This is a genomic window from Pedobacter sp. KBW01, assembly GCF_003852395.1.
Lineage (GTDB): Bacteria > Bacteroidota > Bacteroidia > Sphingobacteriales > Sphingobacteriaceae > Pedobacter.
Genome location: NZ_QAJQ01000020.1, coordinates 126,189 through 144,936, shown reverse-complemented (window position 1 = coordinate 144,936; position 18,748 = coordinate 126,189). Strand labels below are relative to the sequence as shown.

Sequence of the window (18,748 nt, the reverse complement as noted above, 5' to 3'; positions counted from 1 at the left end):
TTAATTGAATAAATAAAAACAACATAAACAGTAATGATTGATTTAAAAAAATTACAGGTTTGGTTTATTACCGGAACACAACATTTGTACGGCGAAGAAACCTTAAAACAAGTGGCAGCGCATGCACAACAAGTTGCTGATTCGTTAAACAAGAATGGGAATATCTCGGTTTCTGTGGTGTACAAACCGATTGTGAAAACTACCGAAGAGATTTTTGAAACTTTACAGCAAGCCAATATCGACGAAAATTGTATCGGGGTAATTACCTGGATGCACACTTTCTCGCCTGCTAAAATGTGGATCAGAGGCTTAAATGTATTGCAAAAACCATTGCTGCACTTACATACTCAGTTTAACCGCGATATTCCGTGGAATACGATTGATATGGATTTTATGAACCTGAACCAAAGTGCACATGGCGACCGCGAATTCGGTTTTATGGTTTCGCGTATGCGTAAAGACCGTAAAGTTGTGGTTGGGCACTGGCAGGATGAAGAAGTAGCTAAACAGATTGATACCTGGTGCAGAGCTGCTGCAGGCTGGAACGATTGGCAAGGTGCTAAATTTGTGCGTTTTGGTGATAATATGCGCTTTGTAGCCGTAACGGATGGCGATAAAGTTGAAGCAGAAATGAAATTCGGTTTCTCGGTAAATACTTATGGCATTGGCGATTTAGTGGCCGTGATTAATGGAGTTGGTGAAGATGCTATTCAAGCTTTACTAAAAGAGTACGAGGCTACTTACGAGATGGCCGATGATTTGAAGGCTGGTGGTGCGAGACATCAATCGGTTTACGATGCTGCCAAAATTGAACTTGGCTTACGGAAATTCCTGGTTGATGGCGGTTTTAAAGGTTTCTCTGATACTTTTGAAGATTTACATGGTATGATTCAGTTACCAGGTATTGCTGCCCAACGCTTAATGGCCGATGGTTATGGTTTTGCCGGTGAAGGTGACTGGAAAACAGCGGCTTTGGTACGCGCCTGCAAAGTAATGGGTGCTGGTTTACCGGGCGGAAATGCTTTTATGGAAGACTATACTTATCATTTCGATCCTTCTAATGCATTGGTTCTAGGTTCGCACATGCTGGAAGTTGATGCCAGCTTAGCTTCGGGAAAAGCAAGTTTAGAAGTGCATCCGCTGGGTATTGGCGGTAAAGCCGATCCTGCACGTTTAGTGTTTAACGTAGGTGGCGGCGATGCCTTAAATGCATCGTTAATTGATATGGGTAACCGTTTCCGTTTACTGGTTAATGAGGTTAAAGCAGTTGAGGCCGAAAATGACCTGCCTAATCTTCCTGTTGCCCGTGTGCTCTGGAAACCGCTGCCGGATATGAAAACGGGTTGTGCGGCATGGATTTACGCAGGTGGTGCACACCATACAGCCTACAGTCAGAATTTAACTACCGAACACTTATCAGATTTTGCAAACATCGCAGGATTAGAATACATAAATATCGGAGCTGATACCAAAATCAACCAGTTTAGAAATGAACTACATTGGAATGAGGTTTTTTATAAAGGTTAAGCAACAAAGCGCTCGATAATGTTAAAGCCGATAATGATCTAAATTATCGGCTTTTTTTATGCCTATGGTTCGGCAGCGATACAATCGCTGTTCTCGTACATCCGCGTTGCAAACGCGGACGATGGTTTTTGTCATTCTGAACGCAGTGAAGAATCCCATCCAATTAAACAATTCGGTTAGAGATTCTTCACTGCGTTCAGAATGACAGATTTATCTACTCCCCAATCTTTGCAATTGCCTTAATTACCCCGTTTTTCGGATCTAACCAGCTTTCAAAGTTATCTTTAATGTCTTCAAAATTAACCTGATGGGTGATATATGTTGCGGGGTTAACCAAACCGGTTTTGATAGATTGAATTACATGTTCAAAATCTACAATGGTAGCATTTCTGCTGCTCATTAAGGTCGACTCGCGTTTGTGGAATTCGGGGTGATTAAAAATTAAATCTCCTTTTTGCAGGCCAATCAATACAAATCTGGCTCCATGGGCCATGTAGTTTATGGCATTGTTTATGGCTTTTTGGTTACCTGTTGCATCGATTACCACTGTAGGCATATCGCCATTGGTAATTTTACTTAGATGCTCCGTTACATCAGGCGATAAGGCATTTATGGTGTGTGTAACACCTAATTTTTCTTTGCAAAACTTCAGACGGTCATCATTTATGTCGAGTGCAATTACCTCTGCGCTGGCAATACGGGCAAATTCCATTGTACCCAAGCCGATTGGACCAGCTCCTATTACCAGCACAAATTCGCCGGGTTGTACATCAGCCCTGCGCACCCCATGAGCACCAATGGCCAGAGGTTCTACCAAAGCAAGTTCATCATAACTCAAGCCTTCGCCATGCAAAAGCGTACGCGATGGCACAGTTAAATATTCGCGCATACCACCATCTACATGCACACCGCAAACCTGCATTTTAACACAGCAATTGGGTTTGTGCATGCGGCAGGCAATACATTCGCCGCAATTAAAATAAGGAATAAAGGTAACAGCCTCTCCTATTTTAAAATCGCTTCTGCCATCAATGGCAACCAGCTCGCCCGAAAGCTCGTGCCCTAAAATGCGTGGATAATTGAAGAAAGGTTGCGTGCCTTCAAAAGCATGTAAGTCGGTACCACAAATGCCAATTCTCTTTATTTTAATAATGGCCTGGTCTTTTTGAAGTTCAGGTTTTTCAGTTTCTGAATATTCGAAAGTGCCAGGGGTTGTACAGGTAAGGGTTTTCATTTTAATTTTAATGATTGAATTTTGAATGATAGATTGAATGCTAATTAATGAATAAATATATTGTTGATAATATTCAATCATTCATAACTCTTTCATTCAATAATTAATATTTAAGCATTTGCCAAAGCTCTGTCTAAGTGCACATATCCGCCATCTACATGGATAATCTGTCCGGTAGTGTGGCTTGATTTGTTCGACATTAGAAAAACTGTCATATTCGCAATTTCTTCGGCGGTTGTCATTCTGTTTTCTAAAGGGATTTTAGCCGTAATTTCGTTCAGCTTTTCCTGTGCATCTGTCAGGGTTTCGATCCAGGTTTCGTAGGCTGGTGTCCAGCATTCGGCTACTACCACCGCATTTACCCTGATCCCATATTTTAATAGCTCTACCGCCCACTCGCGGGTTAATGCGTTTCTACCGCCATTGGCTGCTGCGTAGGCAGAGGTATTTCCCTGACCGGTTTCGGCAGTTTTTGAAGTAATGTTTACAATTGCTCCTTTGCTTTTAATCAGCTCGGGCAAGGCATGATGCGCCATTAAATAGTAATGTATTACATTTTTGTGCAGCGATGCCATGAAACCTTCATAATTACCACTTTCAAGGCCTACTCCATCATTCACGCCAGCATTGTTAACCAAACCGTCTATCCTGCCAAATTTAGCTACGATTTGCGCAACTACTTTTTCGCAATCTTCAGGTCGGGAAAGTTCGGCTACAAACTGTTCGGCTTTTTTGCCTTGCGCAGTAATTTCGTCAACCACTTTCTGGTTGTCTTCAGCCTTTCTGCCTACAATTACGGCAATGGCATCTTCCTTAGCAAATACTTCGGCAATACTTCGGCCAATGCCTTTAGCCGCGCCGGTAATGATAATAACTTTTTCTTTTAACTGTAAATCCATATTTTTTCATTTTTTGCCACAGATTTCACAGATAAACACGGATAACGTTTTTTTATATTGAAATCTGTGTTCATCCTTTTTATCTGTGGTTATTCATATTTATAATATCCTTCTTCCTCGATTCGGGTAATACTTTCAAATCGATCAATTTTCCATCTTTTAAAGTTCCTTCTACCGTAGTTTGGTATGGCGCATGCAATTTAAAATGTACGTCCCAAGCTTTCGGCCAGGCTGGAAAAAGGTAAATCTGTTTTCCATCTGCCTGCAAAAGCATTTCCTGTAAACCAATCATTCCGGAGCCACCCCAATTGTGATCGGGTGCCCAGTCGAAGCCCGGTCCCCAAAAGGCAGGAAACCTTCGTTCTGAATCTTTTAATTTTAGCGTTGTTAATCTGGCTGCTTCTTCGCTTAAACCTAATCTGGCGGCAAAAATATTATCCTGTTTCCATCCTACATGACTGCGAAATTTAAGTACATCAGTATCGTATTTAAAGGTATTGATGGCGGTATCTAAATCAGGCTTCCCAATACCATAAATACCCCATGGATAAACCGGATATAGTTGCGGACTTTCTACATTATTAATCCTTTCCCAAAGTTTTGCAGGAGCAATGGTGGTATGCCCCTGAAAAGATCTGAAATTGATATCAGGAATGGTTTTGAGCATTGCTGTCCATTCGTTACGTTTATTTTCGGTTAAGCCAGGCAATTCGACCAGGCGCTGGAGCACCGTTTTCAGTGCTGCAATGGTAGAAGTTGAATTGTATGCCATTTTATAGGTTTCTGCACCTGAACCGGGATACAAAACCAAATGCCCGTCACCATCAAGAGCTTTTGCACCACGTTGTTTGGCTAAATAAGTATAATGCTCTTTGAAGAACGTTAGCGAGCTTTCAATCAATGACAGATACTTATCTATATTCCGGTTGTCGTAGCGATTCGTTTCGAGGATCATCATACAAAACTCCAGAACCGTATCCCATTCGTATTCGAGCCAGGCGTTATATTCCACACCTTTATCAAAATCAGCTGGACGTTTCCAGCCGTATTCGGCAGGATTTGGTAGTCCGAAATTCTCCAATTGCTCGGTAAAACTTGCTCCTTTATGGCCCCATGCAACTTCTGTTCGGATTTCTGCATTTCTGAGTAAATTGAGATAGAAATCGAACTGCGGTGTCATCATATCGAAATCGCCACTTTTAAGCATAGGCCAGTAAACCAAACGCTGATTTTGTGCGGTATGGGTACCTCCTCCCCAGTTTCTGAAATCAGGAGTATATTTTAAAGCTGTATCGGTAAGCTGCGGATCGAAAGTGAATAATCCGCCGTTAAATTTAGTGGGATATTTACCGAATGCATTACAGCCCAACATGTAGCGGAAAAGCTGATAGTTTTTAGCCGATTGGTTAGCAGCTTCATCTTTAGCCTGTATGTAAATGAAACTTTTGTTCCAGTAATTATTCCACCATTTGATGCTGGCTTGCTGATCGTTTTTGATGCTTTGGTTAAGGCTGTTTAGTTCCTTTTCCCAGATATCAATAGCCGCAGTTTTACTGGTATGTAGTGTAATGGTGAGGTGTTCGGCTGTAGTTGGTTTTTTACTTTTCAGGCTCCAGGCCTTAAAGGGGGTGCTCAAATAAGTTCCATTGTAATTTCCAGCTACTACCATATTATCTCCCTGCATTAAACCGCCAAAAACCAGGTTTTTTAAGGGATTAAACAGCCCGGTTTTTCTATCCTCCAATCCTTGCTGCTTTACGGCTACATCGAATACGGTTTCTGCTTTGTTTTGGTGATAAAACTGTATGCGGTTTTGCTTAAAGGCAATTTCATCTTTTAATGTTTTTACAATGCCTTGCGGCGCCCATTTATACGAGTTCTGGTTATTTTCTTTACCCTTAGTAATGCGGTCTGCAAAACGCCAGTTTTCGTAGCTAGCAGTTGTTGTTATTTTTTCGCCCGATTGGATGTTTAAATGGATAACAGGTTTAAAAACATCTACCCAAACTTTGATTTCGGTTTTTGTTTTTCCGTTTGCACCTGAGATTTGGGCATAACCATCTTTCAAAACCAGTTCTTGTTTAAAAGTTTGTCCAGCAAATGGGTTCGGGCTGAACTGGAGCTTGATTCGGCCAAGTTTTAAGAGGGTATTGTTTTCATCGAAGGTCCCACTGCGTGAAAGGTACAGGTAAACTTCGCCTTTTTCTACCCAGAGATTTAAACCGATATCGCCACCGCCAACCGGCATAGATTCGGCTGAATTGATACTTTGGTTAGTCCAAACTACGTTAGCTAAATCTTTTCCTTGTGAAAATGCAGCTGGTATAGCGAAACAGAAAGGCACTAAGAGCACCAAGGCAAGTTTTTTAGTTTCAAGGTGCATTATTTTCGACCACCTGAGAGATCTAAGAACACCTGAGGAATGGTTTAAAAATATTGACCATATCAAATGCATAAGCACATTTAAGTCCATTCTCAAAATATTTCTTTGCTTTTGTGTCTTTGTGGTTAAAATCATGGTTATTGCTCCCAATTGTCGGTACGGAAAGAGGAAACTGGCAGGCCATCATTCCCAAATAAATCGCCGTTTACAAAATCTTTAAAGGCATAACGTACCGCTACAGGTATTTTTACCTCTTCGGCCGAAACGATTACACTGCTGCCTTTTATCGCTGCTTTGGCTGGATAAAATTTCTGGTCTGCGCCCGCAATCTCAAATAAAGATAATGTTTTACCAAAAGAAGTTAATCCGTTGGGTACATTTTGAAATTTAATGGTGGCAGTATTTTTTTCAATACTTACCGATTCATATGTAGGACTAAATGCACCAAAGCCTTTGATGCCATAAGTTTGAGCCAGGGCTAGATAGGCAAGCCTTTCGCCACCTTGCTTTTTATTGGCGGGGTGAATAGATTTTTCTTCGCCAATATCCATTAAAACCGCCATTCCGCTATGTGGGATTTTACTGAGCGATTTGCGCTGGGCATCTCTTAAATAAGCCGAATTATAGTTGGTGCCTGGTTTGGCTATTAATGGATAGTTGTAGGGTGCAATTTGCGCATAGTAAAAAGGAAATTCGCCGTTATCCCAGTGTTGTCGCCAACTCGAAACCATGGCTTGGAATAAATCTTCGTAACGCTGTGGCCGCTCGTAATTGGATTCGCCCTGATACCAGATGGCACCCTTAATGCCATAACCAATAACCGGATAAAGCATGCCGTTGTATAAAGTAGTGGGCGTTCTGCTTACTTCTTTAATGGAATCGCCTTTTGCAGGGATTTTAACTTCTGTAAAGGGCTTTAAATCATCTGGCGACATCCATGCCTCGATAGTAGAACCGCCGTAACTATCGTTGATTAAACCAATGGGTACATGCAACATTTCGCTCAGCAGCGAACCGAAATAATAAGCGGTAGCACTGAAATTCGAAACGGCTTCTGGCTCTGATAGTTTCCATTGCGAAGGTTTGCTGTTATCCTGCCGCTCTGTGATAGATGAACGCGGAACCGTGTACAACCTAATATTTGGATTAGAAGACTTTAAAATCACTTCGTTTGAACCGATTATGGGTTGGCTTTTAAAACCTTTCATGGGCATTTCCATATTAGACTGGCCACCACAAAACCAAACTTCGCCAATCAGGATGTCTTTCAGTACCAGTTTTTCGCCATCATTTAGTTCAATTTCGTATGGTCCGCCGGCTAAAGGGGTAGCCACTTTAACTTTCCATTTTCCAGCCTGATCTGAACTTACGGTATAGCTTGATTTGTTCCAAGAAGTCACAATTTTAACTTTGCTTGCGGGTTTTGCCCAGCCCCATATGGCTACATTGCTTTGCTGTTGTAGCACCATGTGATCGGTAAAAATGGATGCAGGCTTTACCGTGGCGAAGGCAATGCTGCTGCAAAGGCTTAAGAAAAGTATTAGTTTTAATTTCATTGTTGTGTTATTTTTTTAGCGATTACCGTGGTCGTCATTTCGAGCGAAGTGCAACGTAGTCGAGAACCCGAAGGCTCTGCGAAGCAAAATCTATTATAGATCTCTCCATTCCGCTTTGCTTCAGTCGAGATGACGATCAGAGTAATTTTATCTACTCAGCGGCAACCAAACCGACATTTCTGAATGGCCCCGGTTGCCCCAGGCAAAGTATGGTACCAGTTTTAATGTTGTTGCTGTATTTTTATCATCAATAGGTTTGTAAAGTACATTTTTCCAGTTGTTAGGTGCTACAATTTTAGCATTGCCCGTTAATGCCATCACCCTCGCTCCATCAATATCCATGGTTTGAGCTTCAAATTTGGTTGAGGCGGGTACAAAAGCATTGAAAATACTTTTGCCCGGTAAATCGGTTGATTCTAAACAATATACCACAGGGCCACGCTTTACGGCTACCTGATTCCGGTTCTCCTCTACTAAAGGATTAGCTTCAATTAATACAGCCTCCATAGGTAAATTTAAATCAATCCTATCGCCTTTTTTCCAAACCCGCTTAATCTCCGCGTATGTACCCGGAACTACTGGTATCTTTTCAGCTTTACCATTAATGCTGATCTTTGCATCGTGAGTCCAGGCGGGGATCCTTAAAAAGATCGAATAGGCTTTGCCCGCACTTTCTTTCATCGTAATTTTGATCTTCCCATCCCATGGATAATCGGTTTCTTGGGTTAAGGAAAACTTGCTGCCGTCAGCCAGCCTAGTACTTAAGTTGTTACCACCATATAAATTGAACCACAAGCCTTTATCTGAAACGCTGTAGGCATAATCGCTCACTTCGGCAATGGTACGCACTACATTTGGTGGACAACAGTTAGATAAAGCGATATAAGGTACACGATCTTTCGACCAGCGTTGTTTAAAGGGCAAATCATTTGATTGGGCAAGCGGATTGGTATACAAGAAATTCTTACCATCTAAACTAATGCCTGATAAAACGCTGTTGTGAAGTGCGAGTTCCATCACATCGGCATATTTTGCATCGCCGCTAATCTGTAGCATGCGCCAATTCCAGAGCACATTACCAATATTGGCGCAGGTTTCGTTGTGTGCCGTAAAGTTGGGCAGCTGGTAATCGCGTCCGAAAGCCTGGTGTATTTTCTGCACATCTGCCGGGTTGTATGAGGTTCCATCAGGCGACGTGCCATCGTAAAGCGAACCACAACCACCGGTAATGTACATTTTATGCTGGTTTACGTCATCCCACATTAAATTAAGCGTTTTCAAAAGCGAATCCTTACCAGTTTCGGCATATAAGTCGGCAACGCCAGCATACAGGTAATTGGCCCTTACTGCGTGCCCCATGGCTTTGGTTTGCTGTAAAAAGGGAATACGATCCTGGTTATCATCCGTTCCGTCGTCTATTTTTCCTTTAATGGCAATTAAATGTTTGGCCAGTTCGAGGTAGCGGGTATCTTTTGTAGTCCGGTACATTTCCACAACGCCCATATAGTGTGATGGACAAATGGCATTCCGGGCCAAAGTAGGCGAAGCTGATTTGTAGAAATTATACAAATAATCGGTAGCCTTTTTGGCGATATTGAGCAAGGTGGTTTTACCTGTAGCGCGGTAATGGATGCAGCCGGCGGTCATTAAGTGACCAATGTTGTAAGATTCGAAGCTAAGGCGATCCTGAAACTGGTTGTTGGCGCCGGTTTTTCGCTGCTCGATCATGGCTTTGGTGTAAATGTAGCCATCTGCACGTTGCGATTTACCGATTACCGCAATCGCCTTATCCATCATATCGTTCAGCTTAGGGTTTTTGGTCGAAGCGTAAAGTACGGCTACTGCTTCTAATGTTTTGTAATAATCACCATCGTGGAAAGATGGACCTGCATGTGATCCAGTATCTAAGCCTGCAGCAATTTCGAAGTTTTTGAAGGCATGACTGATTTTAGGATCGTTATAAATGGCCCACATGTTGGGTACCATGGTTTCGGTAGCAACTTTAAAGCGGTCGGCCCAGAAACCTTTTGTCCAGGTTACATCGCTCAGGTTAATGCTGTGCAGTTTGGCATAAGGACTGTTTGAAGTATTTACCAGCGACTTATCCTGTGCTTTTGCCACGGAGGCTAAAGCCAAAAAAATAAAGACTAAAGCTGATAAAGAAATGAATGACCAGCAACGGTTCAGTATATCATTTAAAAACGAGCAGCTATGCAATTCTTTTTTTATCATTTTTCTTCAATTTGAATGGTAACCGGTCCCAATAAGCCAGCCGGATTTAATGGCTTTCCCTCCAAGCGGAAAGGTGCTGTTGTTTTGGTAATTCTTTTATCTTCAGGTAATTTACTATCGCCGATTAAACGGTTTGCCCAGGTGTTTACTACCTCAATACTGATTTGGTTCTCCCCTTTTTTAATGGCTTTGCTGATATCCAGGCGATAAGGCGGGGTCCATAAAGTGCCGCAAGTAATGCCATTGATTTTAACCTCTGCCATGCTCGAAAAAGCACCTAAATCTATCCAGGCCTTTTGCGTATCGCCCTTATAAGTGAAATTTTTGGTGTAAACTGAAGTTCCGGAATAATAGCGGATTAATGAATCAGGATTTTTGGTCCAATCGCTAAGCTGATTAAAGGCAACTGGTTTTGGTGGGCCACCATAAGCAGGATTGAACTGTACTTGCCAGTTATCTGAAATATCCAACGCTTTTTTATCGATGGATTTATTTTTTGCGGCTTTCAATTCGTCCTCTGCACTACGCGAATAAAAAGAAAATACTTCCGGCGTATCCAGTACCAAAAAAATAGATTGGTTAGGATATAAGGTTAAATTGATGTCAGTACCATCAAATGTGTTGTTAATCTTATGCGGCTCAGACCATACATTACTTACTGCATCATAGCTTTGTATCGATTTTTTGCCATTTCTTAAGTTGAAGAGTAATGCTCTTTTTCTATTTTGCTGATTAGATATAAAGTAAATTTCCTTGTTTCCATCAACTCTGTGGGCGTAAGCAATATCAGGTGCATAATCCTTATTTAAATGACTGTTTGTGAATTCATTAATATTTAAATCTCTTTTCAAGCCTAAAACATCAAAGGTTTCGCCATAGAAAGGTGCCTTAAAAATCTGTCCCAATCCTACTTTTTTGGTGTAAACAGGATGGTTATTGTTTTTATATGATTCGAAGTTTCCACCCCAAATTTCATCCACAATTTTATTAAACTCCATGGCATTAACCTGTTTAATACCAGATTGATAAAGTGGTTTATCTCCAACAATTACCTTAGCTCCTGCTTTTATCAACTCGAAAAGTTTTTTAACTGTTGCGTAGCTCATGTACTGGTAATTGGGGTTCATTTTCATGGCTCCCGGGAATACCAGAATTTTATAAGTAGAACCACTTGCAAAAACAACATCACCATTTTTAACGGTAGCGGTGCCCAATACATCGGGATTAAAACTATCGTAAGCATAGCCACGTAAAGGGTTTACCCAGTTTTCGGGATCGGCCATGTTGGCCGAATGGGTAACACCGGAAGGAATCTGCCTCAATGGTTCTCCAACATTTGCCAAACGTTTTCTTTCCGATTCGACAACATCAGCTCCAAAAATTCCCGGTAAGGTTTCTACCAACCTATCGGGCAAAACCGAACGGCGGGGTAATTCTTCGCCTGTGAAAACAGCAATATCAACCACTGGTTTGCCTTGCTGCAACAGATTTTGTGTGCGTGTGGCATAATCTATCCAGGCTTTTCCGAGTTTCCACCAGGTTTGGTCGCGCTGAAAATAAAGACCTACCCCATCTAAGGTCACCCCCGGCTTTCTATCCACCCAGGGGTTATGCGCAAAAACGTGGTAGCTTAGTTTGTTAATTCCCAGGGCATAATTACGGTCCTGCAGCGTTTTCATATTCCCCGGATTTTCGTTCCAGTCCATCCGTACGGTGGTAAATGCTTCGGCCTGAATAATATTTTTACCATAAATATGTGCACCAGAAATGGCATCGAGCATATCATTTGGTTTATCGTGCGTAGGGCTGTTCAGCCAAAATTCACCCATGGGTACATCTACGGTTTTATAATGTAACAGGCCATCGCTTACCATGGTAGGTGCCACACTCTCGGCTGTAAAGGTTACACCTTTTTCTTTTGCGAGCTTGGCCAGAGTCTTATAAAACTGATCAACAACCAGTTCGGCAATGGTTTTTCTTACATCGTATAAGAAATCTTCAGATACTTTTGCGCTTTCTACCGGTAAACCCGTCATAATGGGTAGATAGGGCGTTAAATCATAACCTCTGCGTTTTAAAAATTCAGCTTTAAACAAAGGCGACCAGTTCTGGCTGCCACACTCCCAGCTGTCGACATGAAAAACACTCAATACCTTTTTAGCAATTTCGGGTCCGCCGTGTTTTAAAGCTTCTCCGTACCAGCTATCGAATTGAAGTTTAACAGCTGCGGGATTAAATTTATCGCACTCTAAGCCCATTCCACCACCTGCGGTAGCATTGGTATGGCCAGTAGATGTATGTCCGATTCTTAGAATGGTCCAGTTTCCTTTTGGAGCTTTCCAGTTTAAAGTACCGTCAGGATTTAATTTACTGGTGAGGTTAATAATACCTTTTAACGGAACGCAAAGATTTTTGGCAATTTGTCTCTCAGTGCTTCTTTTGCTCAACCGCCAAACCGAGCCATTTTTCCCTTCAAACTGATTAATCTGCACTTCGGCAGAAAGTTCGAGATTCACCAGCTTTAATGAAGGTTTCCACTTGGCGGCATCTAAATCTTCTGCTCCTGGTTCGGAACCTATTTTATCGTAAATAAACCTGAAAAATTTAGCTGTGGTGGGCACAATTGAATGCGTAACATCTTCATCTGTGTCCTGCCAGCCATGCCGCGGAGCCTCTAACCTGCCAATGGAACGATAGGTTTTTCCGTCGTTACTCACCTGGATGGCCAGACGCTGGGCCTGGTAATTATTGCCGCTCAGCCTGATGGTTACCGTTCGGCAAGTGAAAGGTTTTTCAAATTCGTACTGGATATAGCATGGTTCGCTGGAACCAAAGTTTTTCTTATTGCCAGGCGTTATCAATCCGCTTGCATCAGCACCATTACTAGCCGTAATTTTAGGGATTACCGTGCGTGTAGAGATGCCTTCGCCAATAGGTGAAGGATAAGCATACACCGCTATATTGCGGTAATAATCTTCCTTACTTTCGGGTTGAGGTAAATGTATTTTAGTGATTGTATTACTGATGTTTATTTTTGACCAAACTACTTTTTGCATAGATTGCTCGGGTTTAATCCAGGGGCCACCAGCCAGGGCGAAACCATCGCTTACATGCATGCCCAGTTTAAGGTTTAGTCGTTTGGCTTCACTCATGGCAAACTCGACCATTTGCCACCATTCAGGCGTAAGCTGCACACTGGGCGGATTGTAAAGCGGTGTCTTATCTGCGCCCTGGATGCTCATTAAATATGCTCCGCCAATGCCATTGGCTTTCATCGCCTCCAAATCGGCGGTTATACCTGCTTTTGAAACGCCTGCCTTAATCCAGTACCAAAATACCCAGGGCTTTGCATTTTCGTTTTGAGCATAGGTTTGCTTTGAAAAGCTTATGCTTAACAATAAAACAACGGACAGTATCTTAAACCAACTAAGTTTCATTTTTCGCAGAGGCAATTAAGATTTGTGTGCAATTTTATAGCCGCTTAAACCGAAGTAAAGCACCACTATAAAGCAAATTAGTGGTATGCTATAGCCAATCTGAATGTTATCTCCATACAAATCAATCAGGCTCCCCATACCAAATGGCAAAATGGCCCCACCAACAATCGACATAATGAGCCACGATGAACCCGGTTTGGTATCATCGCCAATGCCATCGATACCCAGTGCAAAAATAGTCGGGAACATAATCGACATGAAGAATCCGAGTCCGCCTAAAGCATAAACGACGTAAGAACCCTGTCCTAAAATAGCTACCAGGCACAAGAGTATCGAAATAACTGCATAAATGGCCAGAAGTTTACTTGAAGATACAAACTGAAGGATCGCAGTACCTGCAAAGCGCCCCACAGTAAATAAGAGTCCGTATATGGCTAAGTAAGAGGCAGCTGTTTTCTCGTCGAAACCACCACCTTGTTGCGCCATTCTGATGAAAAAACTGGTTACGCAAACCTGTGCGCCCACATAAAAGAACTGTGCTACAACTGCCCACTTGAGGTGTTTGTGACGTAATGCTCCAAAGAAACTGCCTTTGGCTTCGCCATCAATACTTTTGGTTTTGATTTCGGGAAGGTGGATGAAATAAAATATAACTGCAATAACCAGTAAAATAATTCCCAGAGAGATGTATGGTGTTTTAACTGAAGCAGCTTCTTCCAGGAAATAACTGTTGCGGCTGGTTTCAGTCATTGCTGCAAGTTGATCTTTGGTATGCGATTTTCCGGAAAGGATAAACAAACCACCAATCATTGGTGCTACCATGGCCGCTAAACCGTTAAAAGATGCGGCTAAGTTTAACCTGCTGGTGGCTTTTGCCGGATCGCCCAATACTGCAGCATAAGGATTTGCCGAGGTTTCGAGCAGGGTTAAACCACAACCAATAATAAAAAGTGCAATGAGAAAGGTAATATACGAAAGGTTATTAGCCGCTGGAACAAATAAAAATGCGCCAAATGCAAAGGCCAGTAAACCTGAAATCATTGTCGCTTTGTAGCCCCATTTCTTTAAAACAATACCTGCTGGAATGGCCATTAAGAAATAGGCAAAGAAAACCGAAGTATCAATTAAGGTGGATTGGCGGTTATTTAAATTACAAGCTTTCTTAAGGTGTGGAATGAGGATAGAATCGAGGTTATGTGCCATTCCCCAAAGGAAAAATAGGCTAACTACAAGTATAAATGGTAATATGTACTTCTTCCCCGATGAGGGATCGTGCTCAGTTACAATTTCAGCTGGTGTATTGTGGTTCATTATATTTGGTTTTATTGGTTCATTCGTTCAATAGTTCATTTGTTCATTGGTGTCACTTGTTCATTGGTGGTGGTATGGCGCTTAGATATAAGCATCCAGACTAATGAACTAATGATTACAGAACTAATGAACTTTTTTTACTACAAGCAGATGGTCGCAAACCAGTACTACTTCTCCGTGCTGGTTAATGATTTCTACGTGCTCGGTTACGGTGCCATATTCAGGTCTTTTGCTATCCCCTTTTTCAGAAATGGTTACTGTTGAGTGGATGGTATCGCCAATGAAAACAGGTTTTATAAAGCGAAGCTTATCGTAACCCTTCGACATGGCTTCGGGATTAATCTCTGAAGCGGTAAGACCGATACCAATGCTGAAAATCATGGTGCCGTGTGCAATACGCTGTTTAAACGGTTGGGTAGCACACCACTCGGCATCCATGTGGTGTGGAAAAAAATCGCCGGTATGTCCCGCGTGAACAACAAAATCTGTTTCGGTTATGGTGCGGCCTAAGGTTACACGTTTATCCTGTAATTGGTAGTCTTCAAAAAATGTTGATTTGAAATACATAGTTTTCGTTTTTTTAAGCGATACAATCGCTTTGCTCCTTCATCCTCGTTACAAACGAGGACGATGTTTTAATTAAATTGTTGTTTAACCTTCACCCCACCCGTATCGCTCGATTGATAGGCACTCTCCACAACCGCCATGGTATCGATAACATCTTCAACACTGGTATGTAGAACATCGGTTGAGCCTTCATTGTAGCGCATTAAATTGGCCATGGTACCGATAAAGGCTTCTGGAAACCAGGAACCCTCCAGTTTTACGGTTTGCCATAGCGGTGTTTTACCTGCTTCTACTAGGCAATATTCAAAAACATCAGGCACACCATGCGGATAATCCATCAATAAGCCGATTTTAGCTACAATGGCTCCTTTGGTTCCCTCCCATTTGATGTAGCTTTCCTGGTGGTTTGGACCAAAATCATGGTCGTGGTTAGTGTTAATTACCGCATGCATGGTATCTCCATAATCGAATAAAATGGTAGAACGCGAAGAAGACAAACTTTTAGCCGGGTGTTTTAAGGTTTTAGCCAGCACACTTTTAGGATTGCCTAAAAATGAACGGATTAAATCAACATAATGGATACTGTGGTACTGAATTTCCAAACGCGGGTGAATAATTACATGCGGGAAAATTTCCCAGGGGGTTTTAACGGTAACACGCACTTCCATGTCATACAGTTCTCCAATTAAACCTTTATTTATCAAGTATCTTGCAGCACTTACAAAAGGCGCAAAACGCAATTGAAAGTTAATGGCGGCTTTGAGTTTTTTTGCATGGCATAGAGCTAAAATTTCTTTGGCCTGGTTAAAATCATCGCCCATTGGTTTCTGTATTAAAACCGCTGCACCATCGGGCAGTTGCTTTAACGTTTCGATATACTGCTCGGGCATGATGGTAACATCGAATACCGTATTTTTTGGTGCTGCGGCAACTGCCTCGGCAAGGGTATCAAAAACATGCGGAATGCCGAAAGCATCGGCCAGTTTCTGTGCTCTTTCTTTTGTACGGTTTACAATGCCATAAACTTCGAAACCAGCGATTTTATATGCAGGCAGATGGGCATCAGCCACAATTCCACCAGCACCAATAATGATAATCGGCTGTTTGGTTTCGGGTAAAGTTGGTTTATATTGGATATCGATACTCATCTAATTCAATTCGTTAATCTGGTTTTGGGCTCTTTCAATTAAACTTGCAGATGCTTCTGTGGTGTGCATCGCTTTCAAAACCATTTCATCAATAATTTTGGCTATTTGTGTCCAGTTTTTATGCTGCGGCAGCATGTTGGCCACCTCATGCAACTGTTCTAATTTGTGGTAATAAGGAATAATTTCGTTCACCTCCGGATCTTTCCATGTCGAAAGGCGGCAGCCGATGCCCCCTTCCAGCGTCAGCAGTTTATCTTGTTTTGCATTTGTGGCAAATTTCAGAAAATCGTAAGCTACATCCTTGTTTTTACCGCCTTTGGCGATTGTATAAAGCCAATATACATTTAAGGACGCCGATGCCTTACCGGCAGCTGCAGGTAGTAAATCTACCCCAACTTTCCCTTTTACCTTCGAATTTGCATCTACTTCGCACATTCCGGCAAAGCCAAACCAGTTGATCATCATGGCGGCTTCGCCCTTGGCAAAAGCTACTCCGGCGGCAACCGATTCAAAATCTTTTGATTGAGGATGAACAGCGGTTTTATCGTTCACTATTTTCCGGTAAAAATCAAGGCCATCAACAGCGGGCTGGCAATTAATGCTGATGTTTCCGGCTTTATCTACCAGGCTGCCTCCCCTGGTCCACAGTTGGAGGCAAAAATCGAAAACCGTATTGTGACCGTCGGGATAACAGGCAAAGATGCTACCATACAGATTATCGGCCGGGCGGTTGAAAAACTGAGCTACCTGATGAAAATCTTCCCAGGTTTGGGGTACTTCGAGCACCTTTCCATATTGTTTTAGATAATTTGCCTGCTCAGTTTCGTTTTCAAATAAATCTTTGCGGTAAATGAAACATTCCGGGCCATCGTGAAAGGGCAATCCCACTACTTCCCAGCCAAAACGCTGTAAGCTCAATAACGATTTACTCCAGCCGTTGGGAAAGCCTACCGGTTTATTGGTGTAAATATAAGGGTTTAAAATCTCAAATGCCTGACTCAGGTAACCTTCATACACCCAATCGGTATTGATGTGGGCAATATCGAATAAACCATTTGCCAAACCTTTACGTGTAATGGTGCTCTCGTAAAGTTCGTGTAAATCCATAATCACCAATTCCAGTTGAAGTGTGCAACCGGAAACTGCACAATAGCTGTCCCAGAATTTCTGCATAGCAGATTCGAAAGGACCAAATTTACGTACGGCAATTTTGAAGGTATCAGCTTGGTTAGACATTGGCAATGGTACTGTGTGTAATAAATTCTTTGATGATTTTCTCGTTGTCCTGACCCAGTTTTGGCGAACCTTTTGGTGAAGTTAATAATTCTCCATCAATACGGATTGGGCATCTGGTGGTTTCATATTTATAGCCATCCAACATTTGAACTTCCTGTATCATATTTAATACTTTGAAACCATCATGTTGCATTAAAGCGTTCCAGTTTAATACATCCGAACACCAGATATCGGCTGGTTCTAATTTTGAAAGCCATTTTTCGGTGGTTTGGCTGAGCAAATGACTGGCTAATATGGCTTTAATTTCATCGCGTTTATCGAAAGCTTCGCTCACTTCAACATAATCTTCGAGCTTTTCGCAGCCCAGTAAATTCCCCAACTGAGGAATAGAGCCCATGGCCAACGCCAGGTAGCCATTTTCGGTTTGGTAAATGCCATAAGGGGCACCCAAATAGGCATTTGCATTGTTCTGCTTCGATCTTTCGGGCAAAGCGCCGCCATCGTTCATAAAGGTTGTAATGGTTTCAAACTGAAAATCGTAAGCCGATTCCATCATGCTAACCTGCACAAAACCACCTTCATTTTTGATGGCCTTGCGGTATAAACAGGCCAATATTCCCTGGGCCAGATGTGCACCTGCCAGCATATCTACAATGGATAAGCCCATGGCAACCGGACCGCTATCTGCATTGCCGGTAAGGGAGGTTAATCCGGTAACAGATTGCAATAACAAATCCTGTCCGGGTTTATTTTTCCATTCGCCATCAGTTCCATAGCCCGAAATTTCGCCGTAAACAATGGCTGGATTTAAAGCACTAACGGATGGGTAATCGAAACCTAAACGTTCCATTACGCCCGGCCGGAAGTTGTGGATCATCACATCTGCTTTTTTAAGCAGCTCGCGTACCATTTCGCAATCTTCTACGCTTTTTAAATCAACTTCAAAACTTTCCTTATTCCGGTTAATGGCATGAAAAACCGACGATTCGCCATTCATAATCAGATTTGAAGTGTAAAGGGTGCGACAAATATCGCCTACCCCTAAACGCTCAATTTTGATTACACGCGCACCCATATCAGCCAAACGCAAACTCGCAGAAGGCCCCGAAAGGAACTGACTGAAATCGATAACTAAATAATCTTCAAGCGGTCGCATAATTTTATTTTTTATATTCTTTATTCTTCTCCCGTCGTCTCGACCAACTAGTCGTTTCCGTC

General features: G+C 42.2%; 12 protein-coding genes. 1 reads left to right on the top strand and 11 read right to left on the bottom strand.

Annotation, left to right across the window (positions count from 1 at the left end; all coding sequences use genetic code 11):
* Positions 1-33: 33 nt before the first annotated feature.
* Entirely contained in the window at positions 34-1,527 is a 1,494-nt protein-coding gene (gene araA / locus DBR40_RS19545) for an L-arabinose isomerase (protein ID WP_124561432.1), read from the top strand.
* Between the two features lie 214 nt (positions 1,528-1,741).
* Here the strand turns inward: araA and DBR40_RS19540 are convergent, their stop codons facing one another.
* The 11 genes from DBR40_RS19540 to DBR40_RS19490 form a co-directional block, all read right to left on the bottom strand.
* Complete coding sequence (locus DBR40_RS19540; protein ID WP_124561431.1) at positions 1,742-2,761, bottom strand: zinc-binding alcohol dehydrogenase family protein; 1,020 nt, start codon at positions 2,759-2,761, stop codon at positions 1,742-1,744.
* 110 nt (positions 2,762-2,871) lie between these two features.
* Positions 2,872-3,660 carry an SDR family oxidoreductase gene (locus DBR40_RS19535; protein WP_124561430.1) on the bottom strand — a complete coding sequence of 263 codons (789 nt, stop codon included), beginning with the start codon at positions 3,658-3,660 and terminating at the stop codon, positions 2,872-2,874.
* Positions 3,661-3,739: 79 nt separating this feature from the next.
* Complete coding sequence (locus DBR40_RS19530; RefSeq protein ID WP_124561429.1) at positions 3,740-6,043, bottom strand: DUF5703 domain-containing protein; 2,304 nt, start codon at positions 6,041-6,043, stop codon at positions 3,740-3,742.
* A 137-nt stretch (positions 6,044-6,180) separates the two neighbouring features.
* Positions 6,181-7,599, bottom strand: coding sequence for a sialate O-acetylesterase (locus DBR40_RS19525; protein WP_124561428.1), 1,419 nt, complete (start codon positions 7,597-7,599; stop codon positions 6,181-6,183).
* A gap of 147 nt (positions 7,600-7,746) precedes the next feature.
* Positions 7,747-9,831: a glycoside hydrolase family 127 protein gene (locus tag DBR40_RS19520; protein ID WP_124561427.1), complete on the bottom strand. Its 2,085-nt coding sequence runs from the start codon at positions 9,829-9,831 to the stop codon at positions 7,747-7,749.
* Complete coding sequence (locus tag DBR40_RS19515; protein WP_124561426.1) at positions 9,828-13,268, bottom strand: glycosyl hydrolase; 3,441 nt, start codon at positions 13,266-13,268, stop codon at positions 9,828-9,830. Before DBR40_RS19515 ends, DBR40_RS19520 begins: the two co-directional genes overlap by 4 nt.
* Positions 13,269-13,283: 15 nt before the next feature.
* On the bottom strand, positions 13,284-14,579 hold the full coding sequence (fucP, locus tag DBR40_RS19510; protein WP_124561425.1) for an L-fucose:H+ symporter permease: 1,296 nt from the start codon (positions 14,577-14,579) through the stop codon (positions 13,284-13,286).
* Positions 14,580-14,702: 123 nt separating this feature from the next.
* The gene (locus DBR40_RS19505; RefSeq protein WP_124561424.1) at positions 14,703-15,146 is read right to left on the bottom strand and encodes a MaoC family dehydratase; all 444 of its coding nucleotides are present in this window, start codon (positions 15,144-15,146) and stop codon (positions 14,703-14,705) included.
* A 68-nt stretch (positions 15,147-15,214) separates the two neighbouring features.
* Complete coding sequence (locus DBR40_RS19500) at positions 15,215-16,294, bottom strand: Gfo/Idh/MocA family protein (RefSeq protein ID WP_124561423.1); 1,080 nt, start codon at positions 16,292-16,294, stop codon at positions 15,215-15,217.
* Positions 16,295-17,530, bottom strand: coding sequence for an extracellular solute-binding protein (locus tag DBR40_RS19495; RefSeq protein WP_124561422.1), 1,236 nt, complete (start codon positions 17,528-17,530; stop codon positions 16,295-16,297).
* Positions 17,523-18,686, bottom strand: a complete 1,164-nt coding sequence (locus DBR40_RS19490; RefSeq protein WP_124561421.1) for a CaiB/BaiF CoA transferase family protein — start codon at positions 18,684-18,686, stop codon at positions 17,523-17,525. The genes DBR40_RS19495 and DBR40_RS19490 overlap by 8 nt, the downstream gene beginning before the upstream one ends.
* Positions 18,687-18,748 lie beyond the last annotated feature (62 nt).